This is a genomic window from Pseudomonas sp. S32, assembly GCF_016648095.1.
Classification (GTDB): Bacteria; Pseudomonadota; Gammaproteobacteria; order Pseudomonadales; family Pseudomonadaceae; genus Aquipseudomonas; species Aquipseudomonas parafulva.
In genome coordinates, this window is record NZ_JACVVF010000002.1 from 85,892 (window position 1) to 109,084 (window position 23,193).

23 protein-coding genes are annotated in these 23,193 nt (G+C 63.5%); 13 read left to right on the forward strand and 10 right to left on the reverse strand.

Translation table 11 applies throughout. The features are described 5' to 3' along the window. Positions 1 to 5: 5 nt before the first annotated feature. A complete protein-coding gene (locus IAE38_RS01460) occupies positions 6 to 1,709 on the reverse strand; it encodes a glutamine--tRNA ligase/YqeY domain fusion protein (RefSeq protein ID WP_201163511.1) in 1,704 nt (567 codons plus the stop codon). 249 nt (positions 1,710 to 1,958) lie between these two features. Here IAE38_RS01460 and IAE38_RS01465 point away from each other — a divergent pair, with 249 nt between their 5' ends. Beyond that, positions 1,959 to 2,459 carry a peptidylprolyl isomerase gene (locus IAE38_RS01465; RefSeq protein WP_028634193.1) on the forward strand — a complete coding sequence of 167 codons (501 nt, stop codon included), beginning with the start codon at positions 1,959 to 1,961 and terminating at the stop codon, positions 2,457 to 2,459. Next, entirely contained in the window at positions 2,456 to 3,178 is a 723-nt protein-coding gene (locus IAE38_RS01470; RefSeq protein WP_201215432.1) for a UDP-2,3-diacylglucosamine diphosphatase, read from the forward strand. Before IAE38_RS01465 ends, IAE38_RS01470 begins: the two co-directional genes overlap by 4 nt. Here the strand turns inward: IAE38_RS01470 and pvdQ are convergent. Next, the gene (gene pvdQ / locus IAE38_RS01475) at positions 3,171 to 5,474 is read right to left on the reverse strand and encodes a bifunctional acylase PvdQ (protein WP_328822883.1); all 2,304 of its coding nucleotides are present in this window, start codon (positions 5,472 to 5,474) and stop codon (positions 3,171 to 3,173) included. The genes IAE38_RS01470 and pvdQ overlap by 8 nt on opposite strands. Positions 5,475 to 5,670: 196 nt before the next feature. Between pvdQ and IAE38_RS01480 the strand changes: the two genes are divergently transcribed. Then, a complete protein-coding gene (locus tag IAE38_RS01480; protein WP_201163513.1) occupies positions 5,671 to 6,045 on the forward strand; it encodes a fe2+ zn2+ uptake regulation protein in 375 nt (124 codons plus the stop codon). 35 nt (positions 6,046 to 6,080) lie between these two features. Here the strand turns inward: IAE38_RS01480 and IAE38_RS01485 are convergent, their stop codons facing one another. Continuing rightward, a complete protein-coding gene (locus IAE38_RS01485; RefSeq protein WP_201163514.1) occupies positions 6,081 to 6,269 on the reverse strand; it encodes a hypothetical protein in 189 nt (62 codons plus the stop codon). A 148-nt stretch (positions 6,270 to 6,417) separates the two neighbouring features. On the opposite strand from IAE38_RS01485, the gene IAE38_RS01490 reads away from it, so the two are divergent. From IAE38_RS01490 to IAE38_RS01505, 4 genes are all read left to right on the forward strand, one after another. Further along, on the forward strand, positions 6,418 to 6,876 hold the full coding sequence (locus IAE38_RS01490) for a hypothetical protein (protein ID WP_201215433.1): 459 nt from the start codon (positions 6,418 to 6,420) through the stop codon (positions 6,874 to 6,876). Positions 6,877 to 7,127: 251 nt separating this feature from the next. Then, on the forward strand, positions 7,128 to 7,508 hold the full coding sequence (locus IAE38_RS01495) for a Mor transcription activator family protein (RefSeq protein ID WP_028634199.1): 381 nt from the start codon (positions 7,128 to 7,130) through the stop codon (positions 7,506 to 7,508). Positions 7,509 to 7,570: 62 nt separating this feature from the next. Beyond that, positions 7,571 to 8,245 (forward strand): DUF2589 domain-containing protein, encoded by a 675-nt coding sequence (locus IAE38_RS01500; RefSeq protein WP_201163516.1) that lies wholly within the window; start codon positions 7,571 to 7,573, stop codon positions 8,243 to 8,245. Positions 8,246 to 8,313: 68 nt separating this feature from the next. Then, complete coding sequence (locus IAE38_RS01505) at positions 8,314 to 8,868, forward strand: DUF2589 domain-containing protein (protein WP_201163517.1); 555 nt, start codon at positions 8,314 to 8,316, stop codon at positions 8,866 to 8,868. 17 nt (positions 8,869 to 8,885) lie between these two features. Here IAE38_RS01505 and IAE38_RS01510 read toward each other — a convergent pair whose 3' ends face one another. The 3 genes from IAE38_RS01510 to IAE38_RS01520 are packed head-to-tail and all read right to left on the reverse strand — an operon-like array spanning position 8,886 to position 15,002. Then, the gene (locus IAE38_RS01510) at positions 8,886 to 12,548 is read right to left on the reverse strand and encodes a translocation/assembly module TamB domain-containing protein (protein ID WP_236403329.1); all 3,663 of its coding nucleotides are present in this window, start codon (positions 12,546 to 12,548) and stop codon (positions 8,886 to 8,888) included. Positions 12,549 to 12,556: 8 nt separating this feature from the next. Beyond that, on the reverse strand, positions 12,557 to 14,299 hold the full coding sequence (locus IAE38_RS01515; protein WP_201215436.1) for an autotransporter assembly complex protein TamA: 1,743 nt from the start codon (positions 14,297 to 14,299) through the stop codon (positions 12,557 to 12,559). A gap of 52 nt (positions 14,300 to 14,351) precedes the next feature. Beyond that, positions 14,352 to 15,002 (reverse strand): GNAT family N-acetyltransferase, encoded by a 651-nt coding sequence (locus IAE38_RS01520; protein WP_201163519.1) that lies wholly within the window; start codon positions 15,000 to 15,002, stop codon positions 14,352 to 14,354. Between the two features lie 162 nt (positions 15,003 to 15,164). Between IAE38_RS01520 and xthA the strand changes: the two genes are divergently transcribed. Beyond that, a complete protein-coding gene (xthA, locus tag IAE38_RS01525; RefSeq protein WP_028634204.1) occupies positions 15,165 to 15,977 on the forward strand; it encodes an exodeoxyribonuclease III in 813 nt (270 codons plus the stop codon). A 26-nt stretch (positions 15,978 to 16,003) separates the two neighbouring features. On the opposite strand, the gene IAE38_RS01530 is transcribed toward xthA, so the two are convergent. Both IAE38_RS01530 and IAE38_RS01535 read right to left on the reverse strand, forming a co-directional pair. Then, positions 16,004 to 16,756, reverse strand: coding sequence for an anti-sigma factor family protein (locus IAE38_RS01530; protein WP_201163520.1), 753 nt, complete (start codon positions 16,754 to 16,756; stop codon positions 16,004 to 16,006). After that, positions 16,753 to 17,274 (reverse strand): sigma-70 family RNA polymerase sigma factor, encoded by a 522-nt coding sequence (locus tag IAE38_RS01535; protein WP_201163521.1) that lies wholly within the window; start codon positions 17,272 to 17,274, stop codon positions 16,753 to 16,755. The genes IAE38_RS01530 and IAE38_RS01535 overlap by 4 nt, the downstream gene beginning before the upstream one ends. Before the next feature lie 129 nt (positions 17,275 to 17,403). Between IAE38_RS01535 and IAE38_RS01540 the strand changes: the two genes are divergently transcribed. The 4 genes from IAE38_RS01540 to IAE38_RS01555 all read left to right on the forward strand — a co-directional run bounded on the left by IAE38_RS01540 (position 17,404) and on the right by IAE38_RS01555 (position 20,886). Further along, positions 17,404 to 18,450: a catalase family peroxidase gene (locus tag IAE38_RS01540; protein WP_201215438.1), complete on the forward strand. Its 1,047-nt coding sequence runs from the start codon at positions 17,404 to 17,406 to the stop codon at positions 18,448 to 18,450. Further along, the gene (locus IAE38_RS01545; RefSeq protein ID WP_201215440.1) at positions 18,447 to 19,016 is read left to right on the forward strand and encodes a cytochrome b; all 570 of its coding nucleotides are present in this window, start codon (positions 18,447 to 18,449) and stop codon (positions 19,014 to 19,016) included. The genes IAE38_RS01540 and IAE38_RS01545 overlap by 4 nt, the downstream gene beginning before the upstream one ends. Before the next feature lie 38 nt (positions 19,017 to 19,054). Beyond that, positions 19,055 to 20,260 (forward strand): MFS transporter, encoded by a 1,206-nt coding sequence (locus IAE38_RS01550; protein ID WP_201215442.1) that lies wholly within the window; start codon positions 19,055 to 19,057, stop codon positions 20,258 to 20,260. Positions 20,261 to 20,340: 80 nt separating this feature from the next. Beyond that, positions 20,341 to 20,886 carry a cupin domain-containing protein gene (locus IAE38_RS01555; RefSeq protein WP_028634209.1) on the forward strand — a complete coding sequence of 182 codons (546 nt, stop codon included), beginning with the start codon at positions 20,341 to 20,343 and terminating at the stop codon, positions 20,884 to 20,886. 39 nt (positions 20,887 to 20,925) lie between these two features. Here IAE38_RS01555 and IAE38_RS01560 read toward each other — a convergent pair whose 3' ends face one another. Further along, positions 20,926 to 21,918: a bile acid:sodium symporter family protein gene (locus IAE38_RS01560; RefSeq protein WP_201215443.1), complete on the reverse strand. Its 993-nt coding sequence runs from the start codon at positions 21,916 to 21,918 to the stop codon at positions 20,926 to 20,928. Between the two features lie 493 nt (positions 21,919 to 22,411). Between IAE38_RS01560 and IAE38_RS01565 the strand changes: the two genes are divergently transcribed. Continuing rightward, positions 22,412 to 22,744, forward strand: a complete 333-nt coding sequence (locus tag IAE38_RS01565; protein WP_028634211.1) for a hypothetical protein — start codon at positions 22,412 to 22,414, stop codon at positions 22,742 to 22,744. 42 nt (positions 22,745 to 22,786) lie between these two features. Here the strand turns inward: IAE38_RS01565 and IAE38_RS01570 are convergent, their stop codons facing one another. After that, positions 22,787 to 23,086 carry a hypothetical protein gene (locus IAE38_RS01570; RefSeq protein ID WP_201215445.1) on the reverse strand — a complete coding sequence of 100 codons (300 nt, stop codon included), beginning with the start codon at positions 23,084 to 23,086 and terminating at the stop codon, positions 22,787 to 22,789. Between the last annotated feature and the right edge of the window lie 107 nt (positions 23,087 to 23,193).

Consider the following 23,193-nt stretch of genomic DNA (forward strand, 5'->3'; position numbering starts at 1 on the left):
GTTCCTCAGCTGCCCCAGGAGTCACGCAGGGTGACAGTGCGGTTGAACACCGGGCGGCCCGGCTGACTGTCCTTCAGGTCTGCGCAGAAATACCCTTCGCGCTCGAACTGGAAACGGTCCTCAGGCTGGGCCTGGGCCAGGGAGGGCTCAGCACGGCAACCGCTCAGTACGTGCAGCGACTCAGGGTTGATATTGTCGAGGAAGGTGCCGCCCTCTTCGGTTTTTTCCGGGTTGGACGAGCGGAACAGGCGGTCGTACAGGCGCACTTCGCACTCCACGCTGCCTTCGGCCGGTACCCAGTGGATCACGCCTTTGACCTTGCGGCCCTCGGGGTTCTTGCCCAGGGTGTCCGGGTCGTACGAGCAGCGCAGCTCGACGATGTTGCCCTCTGCGTCCTTCACAGCTTCGTCGGCACGGATCACGTAGCTGCCGCGCAGGCGCACCTCGCCATTGGGCTCCAGGCGCTTGTAGCCCTTGGGCGGCTCTTCCATGAAGTCGTCGCGGTCGATGTACAGTTCACGGGCAAACGGCAATACCCGCACGCCCATGTCTTCTTTCGGATGACGCGGCAGCTCCAGCTGTTCGACCTGCCCCTCGGGGTAGTTGGTGATGACCACTTTCAGCGGGCGCAGCACGCACATGGCGCGTGGGGCGGTACGGTCCAGGTCGTCACGGATGCTGAACTCGAGCATGGACATGTCCACCACGCCGTCGGAGCGGTTGGTGCCGATCATCTCGCAGAAATTGCGGATGGAAGCCGGGGTGTAGCCACGGCGGCGGAAGCCCGACAGCGTGGACATGCGCGGGTCGTCCCAGCCATGGACGTGCTGCTCGTCAACCAGTTGCTTGAGCTTGCGCTTGGAGGTGATGGTGTAGTTCAGGTTCAGGCGGCTGAACTCGTACTGACGCGGGTGCGCCGGCACCGGCAGGTGCTCGAGGAACCATTCGTACAGCGGCCGATGGCCTTCGAACTCCAGGGTGCAGATGGAGTGCGTGATGCCTTCGATGGCGTCCGACTGGCCGTGGGTGAAGTCGTAGTTGGGGTAGATGCACCAGGTGTCGCCCGTCTGGTGATGATGGGCGTGGCGGATACGGTACAGGATGGGGTCGCGCAGGTTCATGTTGGGCGACGCCATGTCGATCTTGGCCCGCAGCACGCGCTCACCGTCCTTGAACTCGCCGGCCTTCATGCGTGCGAACAGGTCCAGGTTCTCGTCCACGCTGCGCTCGCGGAACGGGCTGTTCTTGCCCGGTTCCTTGAGGTTGCCGCGGTATTCCTTGGCCTGCTCCGGGGTGAGGTCGCAGACATAGGCGTTGCCCGACTTGATCAGCGCTACCGCCCAGTCGTGCAACTGGTCGAAGTAGCTGGAGGCGTAGCGCACCTCCCCTGCCCAGTCGAAGCCCAGCCACTTCACATCGCGCTGGATGGCGTCGATGTACTCCTGGTCTTCCTTGGCCGGGTTGGTGTCGTCGAAGCGCAGGTGGCAGACGCCGCCGAACTCCTTGGCCAGGCCGAAGTTCACACAGATCGACTTGGCGTGGCCGATGTGCAGGTAGCCGTTGGGCTCTGGCGGGAAGCGGGTGACGATCTGGGTGTGCTTGCCCGAGTCCAGGTCGGCCTGGATGATCGGCCGCAGGAAGTTCGCAGGGACAGCGGGGGCGCCTTTGGCAGCGGCGTTGGGCGCGTTGTCGGCAGTGGGCTTGCTCATAGGATCCTTGAATGCACGTAGCCGGCCTGGGTAGGCCGATTGAATCAAAGGGCCTATCATAGCCGAAGCAGTCAAGCTGCTGACAGTCGGGCCCGGGCAAACTCGCGTGATTTATCACCGCTTTTTTGCCGCGGCCGGGCAAAATGGCCGGTGCGCGCCATGTGTCGTAACCGCCCGAACCAGCGTCAGGTGGTAACGTGCGCCCTGCGTACCCCAATTTTCGATTGCCTTGAAAAAGCGAGTTTCAGCATGTCCAAAGTCAAACTGACCACCAACCACGGCGTAATCGTCCTGCAACTGGACGCTGAAAAAGCGCCAGCGACCACTGAAAACTTCGTTCAGTACGTCAAGGACGGCCACTATGATGGCACCGTGTTCCACCGCGTGATCAAAGGCTTCATGATCCAGGGCGGCGGCTTCGAAGCGGGCATGAACCAGAAAAAAACCCGCGCCACCATCCAGAACGAAGCCGACAACGGCCTGAAGAACAAGAAGTACAGCATTGCCATGGCCCGTACCATGGAGCCGCACTCCGCCTCCGCGCAGTTCTTCATCAACGCCTCCGATAACGACTTCCTCAACCACAGTGGCAAGAACGTGCAGGGCTGGGGCTACGCCGTGTTCGGCGAAGTCACTGAAGGCCGCGAAGTCGTGGATGCCATCGAGAAAGTCGCCACCGGCTCCAACGCCGGCCATCAGGATGTGCCCAAAGACGACGTGATCATCGAGAAAGCCGAGATCATTGAGTGATTCTGCTGATCTCCGATCTGCACCTGCAAGAAGAACGCCCGGACATCACCCGGGCGTTTCTTGATCTGCTCGATGGCCGGGCGCGCCACGCCAAGGCGTTGTACATCCTGGGCGACTTCTTCGAAGCCTGGATCGGCGATGACGCCATGACCCCGTTCCAGCAGCAGATCTGCCAGGCCCTGCGGCAGCTAAGCGACAGCGGCACCGCCGTCTACCTGATGCATGGCAACCGGGACTTCCTCATAGGCCAGGCATTCTGCGACGCTGCCGGGTGTACGCTGCTCAGCGACCCGAGCGTGATCGAGCTGGGGGGTGAGCGGGTATTGCTGATGCATGGCGACACCCTGTGCACCCGCGACCTGGGCTACATGAAGATGCGCCGCTTGCTGCGCAACCGCCTCAGCCTGTGGGTTCTGACCCACCTGCCACTGTCGATGCGCCAACGCCTGGCGCGCAAATTGCGCAGTGAAAGCCGCGCACAGACGCAGATGAAGGCGACCGACATCGTCGATGTCACGCCCGAGGAAGTGCCCAGGGTGATGGCTGCCCAGGGTGTGCTCACCCTGGTGCATGGCCACACCCACCGCCCGGCGATCCACAAGCTGGTGGTCGACGGCCAGCCGGCGCGGCGTATCGTGCTGGGTGACTGGGACCGCCGGGGCTGGGCCTTGCAGGTGGACGAGCAAGGCTTCCAGCTCGCGCCGTTCGAATTTACCTGACAGCAGCGCGCTCGCTGATCACCACCTCTGTGTATGCGGGGTCGGCCTTGATCTGCGCCTCGGTAAACGGAATCGCCGCCAGTTGCTTGGCAGAGAAGGCCTTGGTCTGATCGCTGGCGTGGGGGGATGCCGCTTCGCTGGATTGCGAAAACGCCAACAGCCCCCGCGCCTCAGGCCCCTTGTCGGTGAAGCTGACCAGTTGCAGGTAGCTGGTGCCACTGACCACCAAGCGCTTGCCCGCCCCGTGGGGTACGCTGTACATCGCGTTGTAGATGCCCAAGGCCTGTGGGCCGCCCGGCACCGGCGTGCCATCGAGGGCCTGCTGCACCTGCCCCCACTTCGCCTGCCCTGGGGTACCGCTTTCGCTCAATTGCGCCAGTGACGCCAGTGCAGCTTCGTGCACCCGCTTGCTCACCGCTGCCTGCTCCACCGCCAATCCGCGCGGCGTGTGTTGTGGGTCTTTGGCGTCGAAGGCCACTCGCCAGACCTCCGGGTGCTCCGCCAGGCTGTCGAGCAGGTTTTCGAAGTGCACCAGGCCCATGCCACTGTCCAGGTCGGCCTTGCCATTCCAAGCCGCCAGGCTTTCACAAACCGATTGCACGTCGGCGCTCGCTGCCTTGCACCACTGCAGCAGGTCAGGCAGCATCAGCCGAGCGAGGTACACCTCGTCATCCAGCACCATGTGCTGCAGGTCGTCCACACCCAGCCGCCCCTTGCCCTGCAAGCGCTGCAACGCATAGCGCCCACGCATGCTCAGCGGCTGGTCATTGCGGCTGACCAACGGCGAATAGCCTGTCAGTGGCTGCGCCGGGTTGGTCATCCAGGCTGGGTCGTTGGAGTTTTGTACGTAGTCATCGCGCTCCAGGCTCGGCAGTAGCCGCGCCGGAAAGATGCCTGCCTGAGCCGCCTGCGGGTCGACCTTCCACTGGCAAGCGCTGCGCGAGCCGTCCAGGATAACCAGGGGCCCTTGCTGCCGGGTATCGCCGCAGGTCGCCAGCATGGCTTGGTCGACATAGGGCACAACCGACTTGTTCAGGTACAGCGTGCTACCGGCAGCGTCCACCGCCAAGGTGTTGACCCATGGTATGCCCTGCAGCTGATCCACCGAGCGTTTCAGCCCTTTCAGGCTGTCGGCGCGGTTGATCTGGTACCACTGCTGCAACACCCGGGTGTTGTCGGCGTTGGCGTCACGCAGGCTGTACGCCATGTGCGAGTCCCAATCGAGGCGCCCCGGCCATTGCACGACGGGCCCGAACTGTGAGCTGTAGACCACGTGTTGCACTTCGCCCAGGCTCCCATCCTTGGCTTTGACGGTGACAGAGACGGCGTGTTTGGCGAGCGGTATCGACTTGCCATCGAGCAGGTAGTGGGTCGGGTCCTTGGGGTCCAGCTGCAGGCGATAGAGGGTGAAGTGCCTGGACGTGTCAACCGTGTGGGTCCAGGCCAGGTGATGATTGAAACCGATGTTGATCACTGGCAGCCCTGGCAGCGCAGCGCCCATCACGTCGAGTTTGCCGGGGATAGTCAGCTGCATTTGGTAAAAACGCATGCCACCCATCCAGGGGAAATGCGGGTTGGCCAGCAGCAGCCCGCGCCCATTGGCCGAGCGGTGCGCCCCCACCGCCACGGCGTTGCTCCCGCGTTCGCTGGCAAAGCGTGCCTGCTGGGCCAGTGCCTGGGCGTAATCGGTAGCCGCCTGCGCCTGCTGCCGGGCCTGGCCTGGTGGCTGCGCGCCCGCCAGGGCCTCGACGAATTGCCCTGCACCGCCTTCGGCCAGCAGGCGCCGAGTGAGTTTGACCAAGTCTTGGCTGGTGATGGGGCGCAGCCAAGTGCCGTCGCCGCACTCGGCCGGCAGGCCCTGGCTGCGGCGCTCCGCCAGCGCCCTGTTGTAGCCGCTGGCATACCCGGCAAGCAGCGCCTGAACCGCCGCAGGCTGGGCCTGAAGAAACGCATCAACCGCCTCCGGGCGATTCAGCCAGCTGAAGAACACGTCGCTGGCAAGGTTCTCCCGTTGCTCCAGGGTCTTGCCGTCAGCACCGAAATGGCGGGACCGCTCGCCGCTCACCGTCAGCACCTCGTTGCCCAGCAAGCACAGGTTGTCCTGGGCGTAGGCATACCCCACGCCGTACCCCAACCCGCGCTCATCCTGGGCAACGATATGGGGCACGCCGTAACTGGTGCGACGGATCTGCGCACTGGCATCGGCCACCACGGCCTGCGCCTGCGCGCCAACGCTCACCGCGAGCAGCGCGCAGGCCAGGCCTGCGAAATGGATGGGGCGGGTAAGTGAAAGCACGGGCACTCCTCGGGTTCGGGGTCATCCCGTTCAGACGAGCGGATGTGCCGGATTTTTAGCCAAATCGACCCGCAGGCAATTGTGAAACAAAATTAAGCATTTTTTTAACCGGTTTGGTTGCAGATTTTTATGGCTCATTCGTCCTAATAAGTGAGGCACCCAACTTTCGGGTTCGTCCACGAAAAGGAGCATTCACATGTACAACCCGCAAACCCCGGTTCACGCGGGGAGCCCCCCAGGTAAAGCGCCCAAGGGACAGGACGCGTTTGCCGACGAACGTGTAGGCAATGAGCAGATTCGCGAGCTGCTGCGTAGCTTTGGCCTGCGCACCAGCCTGATCCGGCTGAAGGTGATCGATGCGCTGCATGCCGCCGACCGCAACGGCCGTAGCATAGGCGTGCGCGGGGTCCATGCGCAGCTTGAGCAACTGGACATACCGCTGTCGTTTCTCAGCGTGCGCGAAGTGCTGAAACGGCTGTGCTCAGAAGGCGTTATCGAACTGGGCAGCGACAAATGCTATAGCCTCAACCCCCAGGCGCGGGCGATGCTGGAACAAACGGCATCACGCTGAGGGCGTGGCCGGCCCCGCAGGCCGGCCGGCACGGGTCAGCGCCTGACCTTGCGCCGCAGAATCCCGTTGATTACCACGACCACGACAGCAATGGCGATGGCCAGCAGCTGGAAGGTCTGTTCGCTGATGGTGCCCGCCTTCTGCAAATGGGAGAGCCCAAGCATCAGGCAAAGCACCACCAGAATGATCAGAAGGGAGTATTTGAGGCGCTGCACGTGTGTCATCAGAGGTTCCTTGCAACATCATGGGCAAATGGCTCGCTGCGAGCCGCGGCAATGATACAACGCACACCGGGCCTGGCGCTGTATTTCCTGCTGGCTTAGCCGGCAACGGGCTGAAAGCATGGGGTTTCACAGCACATGCGGAGCCTCTATGTACAAGCCCCTGTTGTTAGCATCGTTGTACCTGACCTCACCCTCCCTCCATGCCCTCGATACCCAACAGCTCCCGGCCGAACAATTGCTTGAGTTGGGGAGCAGGCTGAGCGCGCAGGCGGGTAGCAGCCAATGGCAGCAACTGTGGCGACGTGTGCGTCAGGCTGGCTACCTGCACCCCGGCGGGTCTTCGCTGCGCTTTACCCTACCGGCTGCGCAACTGCCGGCGTTGGCCCGCCAGACCTTGGCCGATGCCGACCAGGCAAGCCCGCTACACGCCACCCAGGTGGTGTACCGGCGCAGCTTTGCAGACCAGGTGATTGGCCAGCGCGATGGCCAGCCACTGCATGCACTGTGCCTGCTGGTGGACTGGCGCACCCTGCCAAACCGCATGCGGGATGCCCCTGACGCCTACCTCAAAAGTGCAGGACTGATCAGTAGCTACCCCTGCGATTGAGGGTAGTGGTACCCAACGGGCAGTAGCCAGCGCGCGGCCAACGCAAATAGCCCGCTGCGGCGGTACCGGGCGTTTATTTCCTACATCGGCAGATATCACTGCCTGCAAAAGCTAATCATCGAAGCTACAACCCCCAGCCTATATACCGCCTAGCGAGCAGCTTGGGCTGTCGCTGAGAATCCGGTCACACCTTCGACATAACGCCGCGGGTGATCGGGTAGCACATTCCATCCATCCCGAAGGAGCGTCATATGGAAATGCCAGACCTCAGCCATATCGATATCAGCCAACTGCCCCACTCACTGCAGGCCCTGATCGACTGCATCGGCATCGACAACGCGTACCAGCTCACCTGTGCCTACGGCGGCAGGCCCAAGTACATCCCCAAGCACCGCGAACGCACCAAGCTTGCCGACGTACTGCCGCCAGCAGCACTGGACGCTCTGATCAAGCGTTTCGCTGGCGTCGCGCTGGAAATTCCCAAGGCCGACCACTTCCTGCGCCAGCTGCGCAATCAGCAAATCCAGGAAGAGAGCGCCAAAGGCCTGTCGCGCAGCCTGCTGGCCAACAAGTACGGCCTTAGCCTGCGCCAGATTGGCAACATCCGCCGCCAGGACTTGCCTGCACGCTAAGTACGACGGCGTGAGCGTCAAGCGCCATTTCACCCCTACCCCCATCAAAAAGAGAATCCAGCATGTCGATAGACAACAGCTTAATTGGATCGGTCATCAACGCCTTGCCCATGGACCGCATGATCGCAGGCCCACTGCAAGCCATGGTCCAGGCCCAGGTTACCGCCAGCAAATCCTATGCAGACTTCCTGATGCAGGTCTGTGTGCAGGATGGCAAGGCGGTGGCCATCCAGTTCGACTATGACGAAACCATCGTTGACGAACAGGGCGAATACAAGGGTGTAGTCAGCAAGACCATGAAGGTGCCCCTGGTGGCGGCCATCACTCATCCAAACATCGCCATCGAACAAGGTACTGTCGAGTTCGAACTGGTCATCAACCAGATGTCCGAAGAAACCTCGGGCAAGGACCTCAACGCCGAGGGTGCTGCATCCCTGGGCTGGGGGCCTTTCAAACTGAACGTCAAAGGCAGCGTGAGCCATAAGGCCGCGCAAACCCGCAAGACCGATACCCGCGCCCGCTACGCGTTCAACACCACGCTCAAACGGCAGGAGCCGCCTGAGGCGATGATGAGGGTGATTGATTTTCTGACCGACGCTGCCACCAAACCCACAGTGGTCAAGAATGCCGCCCTGGAAAGCCAAGAACACATTTCGCAGGCAGACAGGCTCAAGGCCCCTGAAACCAACCCGACACCTCCCAGCACCACGCCCGCTCCGGGCGGAGCAATCACCTGAACCTCACCCTTGATCGCGCCCACAGCCCCCGTACATCGGGGGCCCCCAAGGCCTGAAGAGTCGACCCCTTGAACAAACCCCCTGCCCCCATGACCTCAATCGACCTGCGCGAGATCACCCGCGGCCTGCAGGAAGCGGCCAGCGCAGCCAATAGCCTGATCGCACAGCAGTACATCAACCTGTTCGACCAGTTCTTCGAATGCGACACCGACGCACTGGGCGCCCCCATGAAAGCCAAGATGGTGGAGGTGGCCATGGACGGCCATCACATCATGCGGGTGCCCTTGTTCGCCCTGGTGTCGCCCAAAGGCCTGGCGCTGGAGCGCATGCAAGTGGACTTGTCGGTGCGGGTGAAAGGTACCGAAGCCCGCCAGGCCCTGCGCAGTACCGGGGATGACAAGACGGCAAGCTTCAAGGTCACCATCGGCGGCCAGGGCCGCCAAGGGGACAACCGCGACCCTGACGAGGTGCAGATTCGCATGCAGTTCCAGGCCAGCGAGCCACCCGAGGCGCTCAACCGGTTGATCGAGGAATACACCAGCCTGATCATCCCGGTTCGCGCCCCGGCTGCCCCTCCCGCGCCTGACAGCAACGAGTTCATCGAGGCAGCCACTGTGCGCTGAACAGCGCCCAGGCGCTGCTAGAAGTCTCGCTTGTAGAAGATGTCGAGGGAGCTGGCCAGCCCGCTGGCCGCCTCCACATACACCTTCTTGCTGAGTTTGTAGCGCAGCGCAATAGTGTTGGCCGGCTCGAACACGCCCACCCCGTAACGCAGGCTGAGCTTCTCCGTGAGGTTACCGCTGGCCACCACGCTGGTGGTGTTGCCCGACCCCTCGGTATCGAGCTGGAAGTCATCGATACCCAGCCGGGACGCGACGCCGCCGGTAAACCCGGCACTCCCCGCCAGGCCCAGGCCCAGCGCTGCCTCGGCCAGCATGTTGTTGTCTTCGCCAGACGCCCCCAGCGGCCGGCCCAGCACCAGGTAGGACAGCGCCTGCTCCTGGCTCATGGCAGGTTCCGAGAACACCGTGGAGGTGGGCTGCTCGGCATTGCCGCTCAAGCGAATGCCTGCCACCACGTCATCCACCTGGCGGATCGCCTCGATATCCAGATAGGGCTGATCGATAGGGCCTGCAAACAACAGCCGTGCCCGGCGAATGGTCAACCGCTGGCCATAGGCGCGGTAGCGGCCATCGGCCAGGCTGAGTTCACCACGGGTATCGAGGTTGTCGCCGATATGCACATGGCCCAGCAGGTTGGCCGTGAGGCCGAACCCGCTGAACGACAATTTATCCCGGCCCACTTCCACATCAATGTCCATGGCCATGGCCATTGGCGGCTTGCCTTCTTCGGTCTGGTTGCCGACGATCACGGTGTCGTCCGACACCTTGACTGTAGAAGGCGGTAGCTCACGCACGGTGATCTTGCCCTTGGGCACCTGCACTTTGCCCGTAACCGCCAACTTGTCATCGATCAGTTGCAGAGTCAGGTCGGGGGCGACTTCGAGCGTGGCATAGGGCTCCACCGTGACCGGCAACTGCTGGCCCTGAATGCGCACCTGCATACCCAGCGCCTGCCCCCAGGTCAGGCTACCACCCAACTGGCCGCGCCCTGCCGCACCGCTACGCCAGCTGCCATCAAGCTTCACCTGCTCGCCGGCAATCTGCGCCTGCAGGTTAAGGTCCTCGAAGCTGGTGGGCAGTTCGGCACCGCTCACCTCACCCCCGCTGAGCATCAGGTTACCGTTGACCTGGGGTGTGAGCAGTGTGCCAGACAGCTGGCCACTGCCCTTCAACTGCCCAGCCAGGCGTTCGACCATGGGCACGAACGGGCGAGCGATGGCCACGTCGAGGCCGGCCAGGTTGAAGTCACCCGACAACGGTTTGTTCTGGCCCAATGGATCGATACGGGCATTCACAGTCAGTTGGCCAAGGCGCTCACCGCGAAAGGCCAGGCGTGTGTCGATACGGCGCGGAGCCAGTGTGCTGTCCAGGCGCAAGGCCTGGTACGGGAAATCTACCCAGCGCTCATTGTCACGCACGCGCAGCGTGCCACCGCTTGCGTCCACAGCAACCGTACCTTTCGGGCCACTGGCGGGCAGGTCCAGGTTGATGTCGGCGTTCAGCAAGCCCTGCCAGGCAAAATCCTTGGGCATCCATTGCGCCAGGCTTTCCAGTGGGAAGCGTTTGAGGTGGTAGCGCAGGCGTGGCTCCGGCGCCAGCCGCTGGTCATCACCGCACAGGCTGGCCTGGCCGGAACGCCAGCAGTGGGCACCAAAATCCACCTGCCCGCTGGCCAGGCGCTGTAGCCGCGCTGGTGCTTGCAACTGCCAGTCCTGGCCACCGGCCTGGATGCGCCCGCTTGCCAGGCGTCCACGCCAGTCCTCCTTGTCCAACTGGCCATCCAGGCCCAGGTCGAGCTTGAGCTGCGGCCCGTTCAGGGCCAGTGTAAGGGCCTGCCGACGGGCATCGCCCTTGCCATTGGCCTGCAAGGTGCCCAGTGCGGTATCGCCTGCCTGTATGCCACTCGCCTTGAGGTCGATTACACCGCGCTGTTGGTTGTCCAGGCGGGCATCGAGGTTGAGCTGCTGCAGCCTGTTATCCGCCTGCGCCAGCCGCTGGCCCTGAAGCGTCAGGACACCCTGCGGCGCTTGCAGGGTACCGGCGACGTCCAGGCGCCCTTTGACCTGCCCTTGCAGTTCTGGCCACAACTGGCCCAGGCGTGGCAGGTCGATGTCCACCCTGCCGGCCAGCCGTTGTTGCAGGCTACCGCTGCCGTTGATGCGGTTGTCACCCAGTTGCACGGCCAAGGTGCCCAAGGTCCAGTGTTGCCCAGCGCCGTCGGCCAGCACTTTCAGCGTGGCAGGCTGCCCCCGTAGCCGGCCCTTCAGGTCCAGCTGCGCATCGAGGTTGAGCGCCTCGCCTTTCATCTCCCCTTTACTGCGCAGCGGCCCTGCCAAGGTGCCTGGCAACTCGGCCACCCAATAGGCAGGGTTCAGGGCTGATAACTGCAGGTCGACATCCCAGGCAACACCTTCAGCGAAGCGCACCGCGACACTGCCTGCCGCCTTGCCTTGCCCGGCGCTGAGGGCAAGCTTGGGCAACGACACCTGGCCAAGGTCGCCCTCGAACGGGCTCGCCAGGCTGAACGCACCGGCCGGGCCATCCAGGTCACCCTTGAAGGTGCCCTGGTAATGGCCATCACGATAGTTCACCACCGCATCCAGTCGCTTCAGGCTTACCTGTGGCGGTGCGTCCAGCGGGTACAGGCGCAACCACGGGAAGTCCTGCCAGGCCAGCTGGGCGTCGGCGGCCAGGCCATTCTGCCAGTCGACCGAAGCTTGCAGCTTGACCCTTTGCGTGTCGCTGGCCGTCAGGTCCAGGCCATTGAGCTTCGCCCCTTTGCTGTCGACGATGCCCGATAAAGCCAACGGGATGGGACCCTGCCTGGCCGGCAAGCTGGCGGAGCCGGAAAGCGTGTAACCGTCGTTCAGGTTGCCCTGTGCATCCAGCACCAGTTGATCGAGCTGCAAGGTGTCCGGCAACGTGTCAGCCGGTTTGAACGCCGCGGAGCGGATCTGCAGGGTCGCGGGCAAATGCTCTGCCAGCGCCTGCAACTGACCGGTGAGTGTGGCGTCCAGGTAACCGCTGCTGGTGCCGGTCAGGTTCAGGGTTTTCTGCAGTTCACCTGTGGCATTCAACGCCACTTGCCAGGGCTTGCCCTCTACCGCAGGCAACTGCACCTGACCTTGTAGCTGCACCGGCCAGTCACCTTCCGGCTTCAGGTCACCTTGCAGGTTCAGTTGCAGGTCATCGCGCTGCAGGTGCAGGCTGTCGATGCGCAGCCCATCGCGGGCCCAGTGGGCCGCCAATTGCAGGTCACCCAACAGATCACTGCCATCCAGGCGCAGTTGCCCCACCTTCACCTCGCCCAGTTCGATGGCCAGTGGCAAGCGCAAGGCAGGTAACTGCAACGGGCCTGTTTCGCTGGGTTCGGTTGCAGGCGCAAAGGCCATGTCGATGCGCTGCGCATGCAGGCGGCTGATGCACAGCGTGGCACGCAGCAGACAGGCAGGCGACCAGGCCAGCAGCGGCGCCTGCACCTCCACCCGAGTCTGCCCATCGACGAAGCTCAACTGGCTCGCTTGCCAGGTACCACCCAGCCGGCCCTGAAAGCCCACCACTTCAAGGCCCGGCACTTTATCCAGCACCCAGCGGCTGCCCGCTTGCGTGCCTGCCAGCACACTCACCACCAGCATCACTGTCACCACCAGGCCAAGCAGGCCCAGCACCCCATACGTCATTACACGCTTCACAGCTCAGGCCCCATGGAAAAGTGCAGGCGGATGCCACCGTCTTCGTCCAGTGCCTTGGCCAGATCAAGGCGCAACGGCCCTACTGGCGACACCCAACGCACGCCAAACCCGACACCAGTCTTCAGGCTGGGCAGTTCCAGGTTGTTGAAGGCATTACCTTGGTCGACGAAGGTTGCCAGGCGCCATTTTTCAGTCAGCGAATACTGGTACTCGACACTGCCCGCGACCAGATAGCGCCCGCCAATACGGTCGCCATCACTGTTCTTGGGCGACAGGGTCTGGTAGTCGTACCCACGTACGCTCTGGTCCCCCCCTGCAAAGAAGCGCAGCGAGGGCGGGATGCTGTTCTTGAAGCCATTGCTGGCGCTGCCCCCGAACTGCAAGCGCCCAAGCAGCCGGTGGTTCTGGCCTAGGGTGGTCAGGCCCTTGAGCACCACGTTACCGTGCACCAGGTTGGTGTCCGAGCCCAGCCCCTCCTTGGCTACCTGCGCGTCGAACTGCAATCGGTAACCATTGTGCGGATCGATGCGGTTTTCGCTGCGCAGGAATGAATAGCTGATGCCGGGCATCAGCAGGTTGCTCAAGCCGGAATCGTCACCCAGGCGGTATTCCTCGCGCTGGTACTTGAGCGATATCACCCGTTGCCAGCCACTGGGCAACTTGCTGTGCCACTCGGGGCCAACAGTGAGCAGCTTGCTGAGGGTGTCCGTGCCTGCCAGTTCCTCATTCTGGTAGCCGCCAGCAAAACGCAGCTTGTCGGTGAGTGGGGGATCAAGCGGAATGTCGTACCACAGCCCTACGTTCTGGCGCGGCGCCGAGAGCTCGGTTTCCCAACCATAGCTGTGGCCCTGGGCGTTGACCCAATGCCGGGTCCAGTTGGCCTTGCCGCGTGGGCCAACGTCGGTCGAGTAGCCCAGGCCAAGCCCCAGGGTGCGGGGTTTGCGGGTTTCGAGGCGCACGTCCACCGGGATGTTTTCATCCACTGCGGCGGTAGGTGCGGCATCGACGCGCACACCCTCGAAATAACCGCTCGACTGCAGGTCGTTGTTCAGCTCAGCAATCAGCTCCGAATCGTAGGGGGTACCGGGCTTGAACGCGACCATGCGCTGCAGCAGGTCGTCGTCCAGCGGGGTATCACCGCTGAACGACACCGCGCCGAGGCGATAGCGCGGGCCGCTCTGGTACACCAGGCTGATGTCCGCCACCCCGGCCCGGGGGTCGACCGCCAGGCGCTGCTCGCTGAAGCGCCCGGCGAAGAAACCGTAGCGCGATGCCTGGTTCTGGATCAGCCGCTTGGCGTCTTCATACAGGCCATGGTTGAGCTGCTCGCCCGGGCGCAGGGCCCTGCTGTCTGGCACCCGGAAGGCCGCCATTTCGCTTGCAGGGCCTTCGATGCGCACGTTGACGTTGCGCAGCCGGATCGGCTCGCCGGGGACAATGCTGATGATCAGTTGCGGGGAGCCATCTGCACCACTGGTGGGCTTGACCTCGGTGTTGATCTGGGCCTGGTAGTAACCCAGTGCCTGAGCGGCTTTGCGCGCCTGCTCCTCTGCCCCGCGACTGAAACGCAAAAGCGCTTCTTCGTCGCGGTTACCCAAGGTGCCGATATAGCCTTCGACATTGGCCTTGAGCGCCTTGTTGGCGGGTTTCACTTTGACCAACAGTTCACTCTGGCCCCATGCAGCAAAACTGGCAGCCCAGAACACCAGGCCCCAGCGTAATCTTCCTGAATAAGTCATGCGGCGCATGCTACCAGACCAAAATGTTCAAGGGAGCCGCCCCGTGCACTGCTTACAGCGAAGCGGCGCAGGCAGCGGTCGGGTTGGCGTGCAGGAACACGCGCTGGCGGATCGGCCCCACGGCAACTTCGCCGATCTGCGCAAAGCCCTGGCTCTGGTAGAAGGCAAGGTGGTGCTCGTTTCCGGTATCGACCACTACACCCTCGGTGACTGTGTCTTGCGCGCACCACGCTTGAACAGCTTGTAACAATTGCGCGGGGTAGTGGGTGCCCTGATGCTGTACCTGCACGCCCAGAAGCGGCAACACGTGCAACTGGTCACTGGGCATGCAGGTGGCGATGGCTGCCTGATAGTCCATGAACCGGCGGGTGCAGCGCACACCAGCGCCCAGCATCATGCGCAGCCGCCAGGCCCAGCTGTCGGCTACGCCCAGGCGCCGTAGGGGCGGCACGATCAGCGCCACGCCGATCAGGCGGTCTTCGAGCAGCAGGCCGACGGCCGGCAACTGCAGGTAGAAATGCTGGCGCACCCACTCGCGAATCAGCGTACGCAGGCGCCGCTCAAAGCCTGGGCGCTGGGCATCGAACAGATAGGCAAAAGTAGGGTCGTTGCGGTACACGTTGTACAGCAGCGCGCGCGCCTCACGGCGATAACCACCATCTAGAACACAGACACGAGCCGGGGCGGCAGTAGTGTGGGGCATTGCGGGCAGACCTCCTGGAATGGGCGTACTGTGCCTTGGAGGCGCTACGCCGGGCATCGTTCACCTGGCAACGCACGTTAGCAGCCACACCCCGAAGCCGCCACGCTGGTGATGCACAGCGATGTCCGCTAGCATCGCGCGTTTTACCGGGATCGTCTTGCCATGAAGATCGTCTGTTTCAACATCAACGGCCTGCGCGCACGCCCACACCAGCTTGCCGCACTCATCGAAAAGCATCAGCCGGATGTCATCGGCCTGCAGGAAACCAAAGTCAGCGACGAGCAGTTCCCGCTCGCAGACGTGCAGGCCCTGGGCTATCACGTGCACTACCATGGGCAGAAAGGCCATTACGGCGTGGCGCTGCTGTCGCGCCAGGCGCCACTGAGCCTGCACAAGGGTTTCGCCACCGATGAGGAAGATGCCCAGCGCCGCTTTATCTGGGGTACCTTCGCCGACGCCCAAGGCAACCCGATCACCATCATGAACGGCTACTTCCCGCAGGGTGAAAGCCGCGACCACCCGACCAAGTTCCCAGCCAAGCAGCGCTTCTATGCAGACCTGCAGGCGCTGCTAGAAAGCCAGTTCCAGCAGGACCAGCCGGTGCTGGTGATGGGCGACATGAACATCTCGCCCCAGGACTGCGACATTGGCATTGGCCCGGACAACGCCAAGCGCTGGCTCAAGACCGGCAAGTGCAGCTTCCTGCCAGAGGAGCGCGAGTGGATGGAACGCCTGAAAGGCTGGGGGCTGGTGGACAGCTTCCGCCACCTGCACCCTGAGGTGAACGACCGCTTCAGCTGGTTCGACTACCGCAGCCGTGGGTTTGAGGACGAGCCCAAGCGCGGCTTGCGCATCGACCTGATCATGGCCTCGCAGCAGCTGGTGCCACGGCTGAAGGCGGCGGGTGTGGACTATGACCTGCGGGGGATGGAAAAGCCGTCGGACCATGCGCCGATCTGGCTTGAGCTCAGCTGATCAGCCCGTGCCCTGGCCGGGCGCTGCTACAAGCCCAGGCGCAGGGCCTCACCTACCCCGGCCCCGCGCCTGTCGTCTGCCTGGCTGATCAACGCAAAGTTGTACGCCCCGTGCGACCAGTAGCGGGCCTCCAGTGGGCCGTCGACCCGTTGCCCGGTCGGCATGCGGCGGTAATGCTCGCCGGGTGAACGCAGAAACAGGCTGATACGTCGGCCGCTGCCGTCCTCGAACACCAGCAGTGCAGCCGGCCCCTGCTCATTGCTGAGCAAACGGGCGCCGACCGGGGTGAAACCATAGCCGCTCAGGTCTGGCAGCTGGCCTACCTGGCTGAAGTGCCGCTGCAACCAGCCACGCATCTGCTCTGCGTCGCGGGCCTGAATGTCCAGCACCTGGCTGCCTGCAAACAACCGGTGGGCCTGCACGGCGTCGGCCATGGGCAAATCTGCGCGGGCAAGCGACACGTCACGCACGTGCCAGCCGCCCAGGCCGCCAATACCCAGCGCCACCACCACCATTGCAGCAGCGGCCCAACGTCGCTGCCGGCGTTGCCGCGCCTGGCGCAGCAGGTGCTGCCGGTTAACGGGGGTGCCCGCGTTAGGCTCGGCGTAACCGGCCAGTGCTGCGCGCAGGCGACGGGCATCGGCGCGCCAACCTTCCACGCGCTCGGCTGCCTGCGGGTTGCTGGCCAGCCAGGCTTGCACTTCGGCCCTGCGCACTGCGTCAAGCCGGTCGTCGACATAAGCGTGCAGTTCGTCTTCGCTGGGGATCAGGCGGGTCATTTCAGTCTCCGCAATGCCGGTGGCTGGGGGGCGCCTTCGGTAAGTTCACGCAAGGCGGTGCGCGCGCGCGACAGGCGCGACATCACGGTTCCAATGGGGATGCCCAAGGCCTGGGCGGCTTCCTTGTAGCTCAACCCTTCAATGCTGACCAGCAGCAACAGCGCGCGCTGCTCGTCCTTGAGCTGGGCGAAGGCCTGCAGGTCGGCCTGGGCCAGGACGATGTCCTCCAGATTGTCACCCACAGGCTCGGCGTCCGGCTCAGCGCGCCCGAACCAGGCCAGCCAGCGCGCATGCAGGCGATCCCGGCGCTTGCCGTCGAGGAACAGCCGATAAAGGATGGTGAACAGCCAGGCGCGCAGGGCTTCGCCGTCGCGCTGTTGCTGGCGACGGCTGAGGGCGCGCTCGACGGTGGCCTGGACCAGGTCGTCGGCGCTGCCGGGGTCGCGGGTCAGCCATACGGCAAAGCGCCGCAGGCGGGCAAGCAGTTCGCGCCACTGATGGTCGTCCAGGTCCTGCATGGCTATGGTCCGGCCCTAAAGGCTGTGAGTGTAGAGAACAGACGCCTGGCGGAAAAAACTATTCCTGATCAGGGAATAAATTTTTGCCACCACCGTCGTACCGGCATCTTCACTGAACCGGATGCCCCCATGAACCCACCTTTGCACGGACCGGCAAAAGCCTTGCGCTTCGCCGCCATTGGCGCCGTGATGCTGGCCGCAGGCGCAGGCTTCGCCTACGCGGCCGGCTGGCTCGGCACACCAGCGCTGACGCCCCAGCGCATCATCGACACCTTCGAAGCACAAGCTGGGCACTATGCTGGCTACCGCAAGAACCACGCCAAGGGCCTTTGCGTAAGCGGTTACTTCGAACCCAGCGGGCAGGCTGCAAGCTTGTCCACCGCCCGCGCGTTCAGCCAGCCCCAGGTACCGGTGATCGGCCGCTTCGCCATTGGCGGTGCAAACCCGTTTGCACCCGACACCGCCATCCCCGTGCGCAGCCTGGCGATCCAGCTATCTACCGACGATGGCCAGGTCTGGCGCACCGGCATGAACAACCCGCCAGTGCTCGCAGTGAGCACAGCCGAAGCGTTCTACGAGCAGGTGCTGGCCAACACACCGGACCCTGCAACCGGCAAGCCAGACCCGGCCAAAGTCCAGGCGTTCTTCGCCGCACACCCCGAAAGTGCGCCGTTTCGCCAGTGGGCTGCGGGGTACAAACCTAGCGACAGTTTTGCCAGCACCGCCTACCACAGCATCAATGCCTTTCGCCTGATTGACGCCAAAGGGGGTGAGCACCCAGTGCGCTGGCAGCTTGAACCCCAGAGCCCGTTCGCGGCACTGCCGCCCCAGGTGGATGACAAGCTGTTCCTGCAGCACGACTTGCAGGCACGCCTGGCCAAAGGCCCGTTGCGCTGGACCCTGCGCCTGGTATTGGCAGAGCCCGGTGATGCCGTGGACGACCCTGCCAAACCCTGGCCTGCCGACAGGCCCAGCGTGAATGCTGGCACCCTGGTGCTGCAGGGCGTGGACGCCCCCGAGCAGGGGGCCTGCCGTGACCTCAACTTTGACCCGTTGATTCTGCCGCAAGGCATAAAACCGAGCGCGGACCCGATTCTTGCGGCACGCTCGGCGGCCTATTCGGAGTCGTTCAACCGCCGCAGCCGCGAGTCCCTCAACACCGGAGCCCAGCCATGAGACCCACCGCCTTCCACCCACTTGCTCGCCTGCTGCACTGGATGATGGCCGTGATGATCCTGGTGATGTTGTTCATCGGCGTCAGCATGGTCGGGGACCTGTCCGTACGCCACCCTGTGCTGGTCAGCCTGCACAAGGCGACAGGCCTTGCACTGCTGGTGCTGGTGACCGTACGTATCATCGTGCGGCTGAGCCTGCCGCACCCGCCACTGCCTCGTGACCTGCCGCTGCTACAGCGCTGGGCAGCCGCGGCATCGCATTGGGTGCTGTACGGGTTGATGCTGGCCATGCCGCTGCTGGGCTGGGCCATGTTGTCCGCCGGGGGCTACCCGCGCCCGCTGGGCCTGCCGGCAATCGCCCCGCATGACCTGCAACTGTATGCGGTGTTGCGCCAGGCCCACGGCTGGGCAGGTTACCTGCTGTTCGCCACGGTGCTGGTGCATGTGGGTGCCGCGCTGATGCACGCATGGGTGCGCCGCGATGGCGTGATGCGCAGCATGTGGCCCGGGCCTCTGCGCCGCCGGGGCGCCGCAAAGGGTTCGACAGCCGATAATGGTTCTTACTAATATCGTCGGCCTCTTATCTGCACTGCCTGGACTTCCCCATGATCGCTGCAAAGGACACTGCCTCCCCAGCTGCCGCAAGCACCCTGGACCTCCGCCCACTGCTACTGGCCAACCTGGCCTGCACCATGTCGATGATGGCCTTCGTCGTGCTGGTAGGCCCGCTGGCACGCCAGTTGGGGCTCGCCACCTGGCAGGCGGGCGCCGCGGTGACGGTGGCGGGCGTTGTCTGGGTGCTGCTGGCGCGGCCGTGGGGCCGCGCAGCAGACCGCCTGGGCCGTTGGCGTGTGCTGTTGCTGGGCAGCGCAGGCTTTACCTTGGCGTACTGGGTGTTGTGCCTGTTCGTCGAGGGGGCCTTGCGCTGGTTGCCAGGCCCGACACTGGCGTTCATCGGCCTCATGCTTGCCCGCGGCTGCATCGGGGCGTTCTACGCAGCGATCCCGGTGGGTTGCAACGCACTGATTGCCGACCATATCGAACCCCAACGCCGGGCACGGGCCATGGCATCGCTGGGGGCGGCCAATGCTGTTGGCCTGGTGGTAGGCCCGGCACTCGCGGCGCTGCTGGCCCGTCACAGCCTGAGCCTGCCACTGCACGTCATGTCGGTGCTGCCGGCATTGGCGTTTCTGGTGCTGTTGTTCAACCTCAAGCCCCATGCACCGGCCCAGGGCCACGCGCCCAGCCCGGTCAAGTTGAGCGACCGGCGCCTGCGGCGCCCCCTGCTGGTAGCGTTCAGCGCGATGTTCAGCGTTACCGTGTCACAGATCGTGGTTGGCTTTTTTGCGCTGGATCGCTTGCACCTGGCAGCAGCCGAAGCCGCCCAGGCGGCAGGTATCGCACTGACCACGGTGGGTGTGGCACTGATACTGGCCCAGGTCCTGTTGCGGCAGCTGCAATGGCCGCCACTGAAAATGATCCAGGTGGGTGCAACCGTTTCGGCCCTTGGTTTTGCGGCCGGCGCGCTGGCGACCACAGCGCCTTGGCTGTGGGCTTGCTACTTCGTGGCCGCTGCTGGCATGGGCTTTGTTTTCCCGGCATTTTCAGCGTTGGCGGCCAATGCCATGCAGGCCTCGGAGCAAGGCGCTACGGCAGGCTCGGTGGGCGCTGCACAGGGCATGGGGGCAGTGCTTGGTCCACTGGCAGGTACGCTGGTGTACGCACTGGACCCACGGCTGCCTTTTGTGATGGTGGCGCTGTTGCTGCTGCTGGTGGGGCTGTGGCCGACGCCTCGGGCCAGGCACGCCTAGATGCACTGCGCGTGTGCCCTCAGAGTGTGTTTTAATGCGCGTCGCTCATTATTCTTGACACCTCTGATTACAAGGCGGCTATGGACACGGGGACACGACTCAAACTGGTGCGTGAACGCAACAACCTCTCCCAGCGTGAGCTGGCGCGCCGCAGCGGGCTGACCAACTCGACCATTTCGCAAATCGAGCAAAATCGTGTGAGCCCCTCGGTCAGCTCGTTGAAGAAGCTGCTGGAAGGCATCCCCATGAGCCTGGCAGAGTTCTTCAGCTTCGATGAGCCCGTGCGCGAGGAGCGCTATGTTTTCCGGGCGGGTGAGCAGCCAGACCTGGGGCGCAACGGGCTGCGTATGTTGCTGGTAGGGGCCAGTGTCGAGGGCCGGCAGATGCGCATGCTGCGCGAGCTGTATGCCCCCGGTGCCGATTCGGGCGAGCCGATCGTGCATGCCGAAGGCGAAGAGTGTGGCCTGGTTACCCGGGGCACCGTGGAACTGTGGGTTGATGGCCAGGTGAGTGTACTCAGCTCGGGCGATGGCTATTACATTCCCACCACCCTGCCCCACAGTTTCAAGAACATCGGCCCGGACGAGGCCGAGATCATCAGCGCCAATACGCCCGCCAACTTCTAAGCAGGCCCAGCGGCCCGCGAGCGAGGGCCGCCCGCCTCGTCAGGACGCAGCCTGCACATCCTGTGGCTCATGGGCCCTGCTGGCGTAACGTTGCGCCAGCACCGCGCACACCATCAGCTGAATCTGATGGAACAGCATCAACGGCAGGATCATCGCACCAATCCCGCTGCCCACGAACAACACCTGGGCCATGGGCACACCGGTGGCCAGGCTCTTTTTCGAGCCTGCGAACAGGATGGTGATACGGTCCTCCAGGTTGAAGCCCAGCAGCTTGCCCAACGCGTGTGTACCCAGCAACACCACCGCCAGCAAGATGCCGCAGACTGCAAACAGGCCGGCCAGGTGCTGCGGCGACACGGTGTGCCACAGGCCCGTGACCACCGCCTCGCTGAAGGCGGTATACACCACCAGCAGGATCGAACCTTGGTCCACCACCTTCAACCAGCGAGCGTTGCGCTTGACCCACGCGCCAATCCAGCGCCGGGCAATCTGGCCTGCCACGAACGGCACCAACAGCTGCAGGGTGATCTTCAACACCGCATCAAGGCCCGAACCGGTGTCACCACTGGCCCCCAACAGCAGCATCACCAGCAACGGGGTCAGGAAGATACCCAGCAGGCTTGAAGCGGCCGCGCTGCAGATCGCTGCCGGCACATTACCGCGGGCCAGCGAGGTGAAGGCAATGGCCGACTGTACCGTCGCCGGCAGTGCGCACAGATAGAGCACGCCCAGGTACAGTTCATTGCCAACCAGCGGCAGGAATAACGGCTTGAACGCCAGCCCCAACAGCGGGAACAGCACGAACGTGCAGGAAAACACCAGCAAGTGCAGGCGCCAGTGCCCGGCGCCAGCAATGATCGCCTCACGTGACAGCTTGGCGCCGTGCAGGAAAAACAGCAGCCCGATGGCCAGGTTGGTCAGCCAGCCGAAATACACGGCGCCCTCACCGGAACACGGCAGCACGGTGGCAATGAACACCACCCCAAGCAAAGCGAGGGTGAAATTATCGAAAAGCATACGCAAGTACTTCATCACATTCCCGTCTTGTCATTGTGCAACGCCGAAGGATAGGGGTTTGCGCCCTGCCCTGCTAACGCCGGAACCCCTGGCGGTGTCGCGCAACGGACAACCCCGACCGGCGTTTGGATTCGAACGCATTCAAAGCCGTACTGGCCATGGGTAAATCTGGTCACCTGAAGAGCCTGAAGCGCGCGTGGTGAGGCCCGGCAGATCTGCTTTGTCAGACAAATCTACAAAAATGTAGTGACTAAAAATAATCACTACAAAACGGTTGACGCCGTTCATCCGGCTTGTGCATGATTGAGCCGTCTCCCTGATCGGGAGCGGTGGCAAGGGTATTCCAGACGGCCTGCGCGGTAACGCAGGCCGTTCGTGGAGAGGGATCTGTCCAAAAGGCAGCGTGAGAAAGCCCCTGTTGCGATGCTGCGGTAGCAGCCTTGTCAATGCGCTACATCGAGTTGGCGCCAACTGTGAAAATCACCTGAGAATAGGTAATGGGGGCTTTATGATGAACTTGAATGACAACCCAACCATCGATCAATTGGCTGAGCTGTTCGCCCTGCGCAAGGACAGCCTCGATGACCACTTGCTGTGGGTCAGCCAGAGCGGCGAAGTGCGGCTTGACCGCCTGCCACCTAATACCATCGAAGACGAATTCGAAGAACACCTGCCCAGCATGCGTGCCCGCTTCAAGGTGTACCGCCGCGGTCAGGGTTATGTCGGCAAGAAGGCTGCCGCCGACACGGAGTTTGTCGGCCGGGTACTGCAGACCTTGCAGCAAGAATGGCCCGCTGCTCGCCAGCAGCAAGCAGTCAAGGTCATCGAACCGCTGAACTGAGGGGCTTGCCACAGAGAGCCCGGCCACAGGTGCCGGGCTTTTTCATGCCCGGCGCTTGCGCTGGGTAGGCATAGGCAACGCGCCTGTGGCCATTGCCCGAGCGCGGTCAACCCCCCACACCAAGGCGCGGGTCATGGTTTCACCAGGGCGCGCCGGGTAATATTCCTCCACCAACGCGCGCCCGTCGCGGGCGTACAACCCTAGAAACAGTTGTGTAGCCCCCAGACGCGACAGGCGAACCTGAACGTCCAGCGTCGTGCCGTCACTAAGCGCCTCATCGTGACAGCGACTGTGAAGATGGGCATCTGCCCATCGCCAATACGTCTGTTCCCTGACTCGCATGAGCGTCCAATCCTCCGTTACGCAATGACTGCGTCAGAAGACCATAGCCCACACGAAGACGCGAGCACTACCGGGCAATGCCCTGAGGCGTGTCAATGAATCGCCAG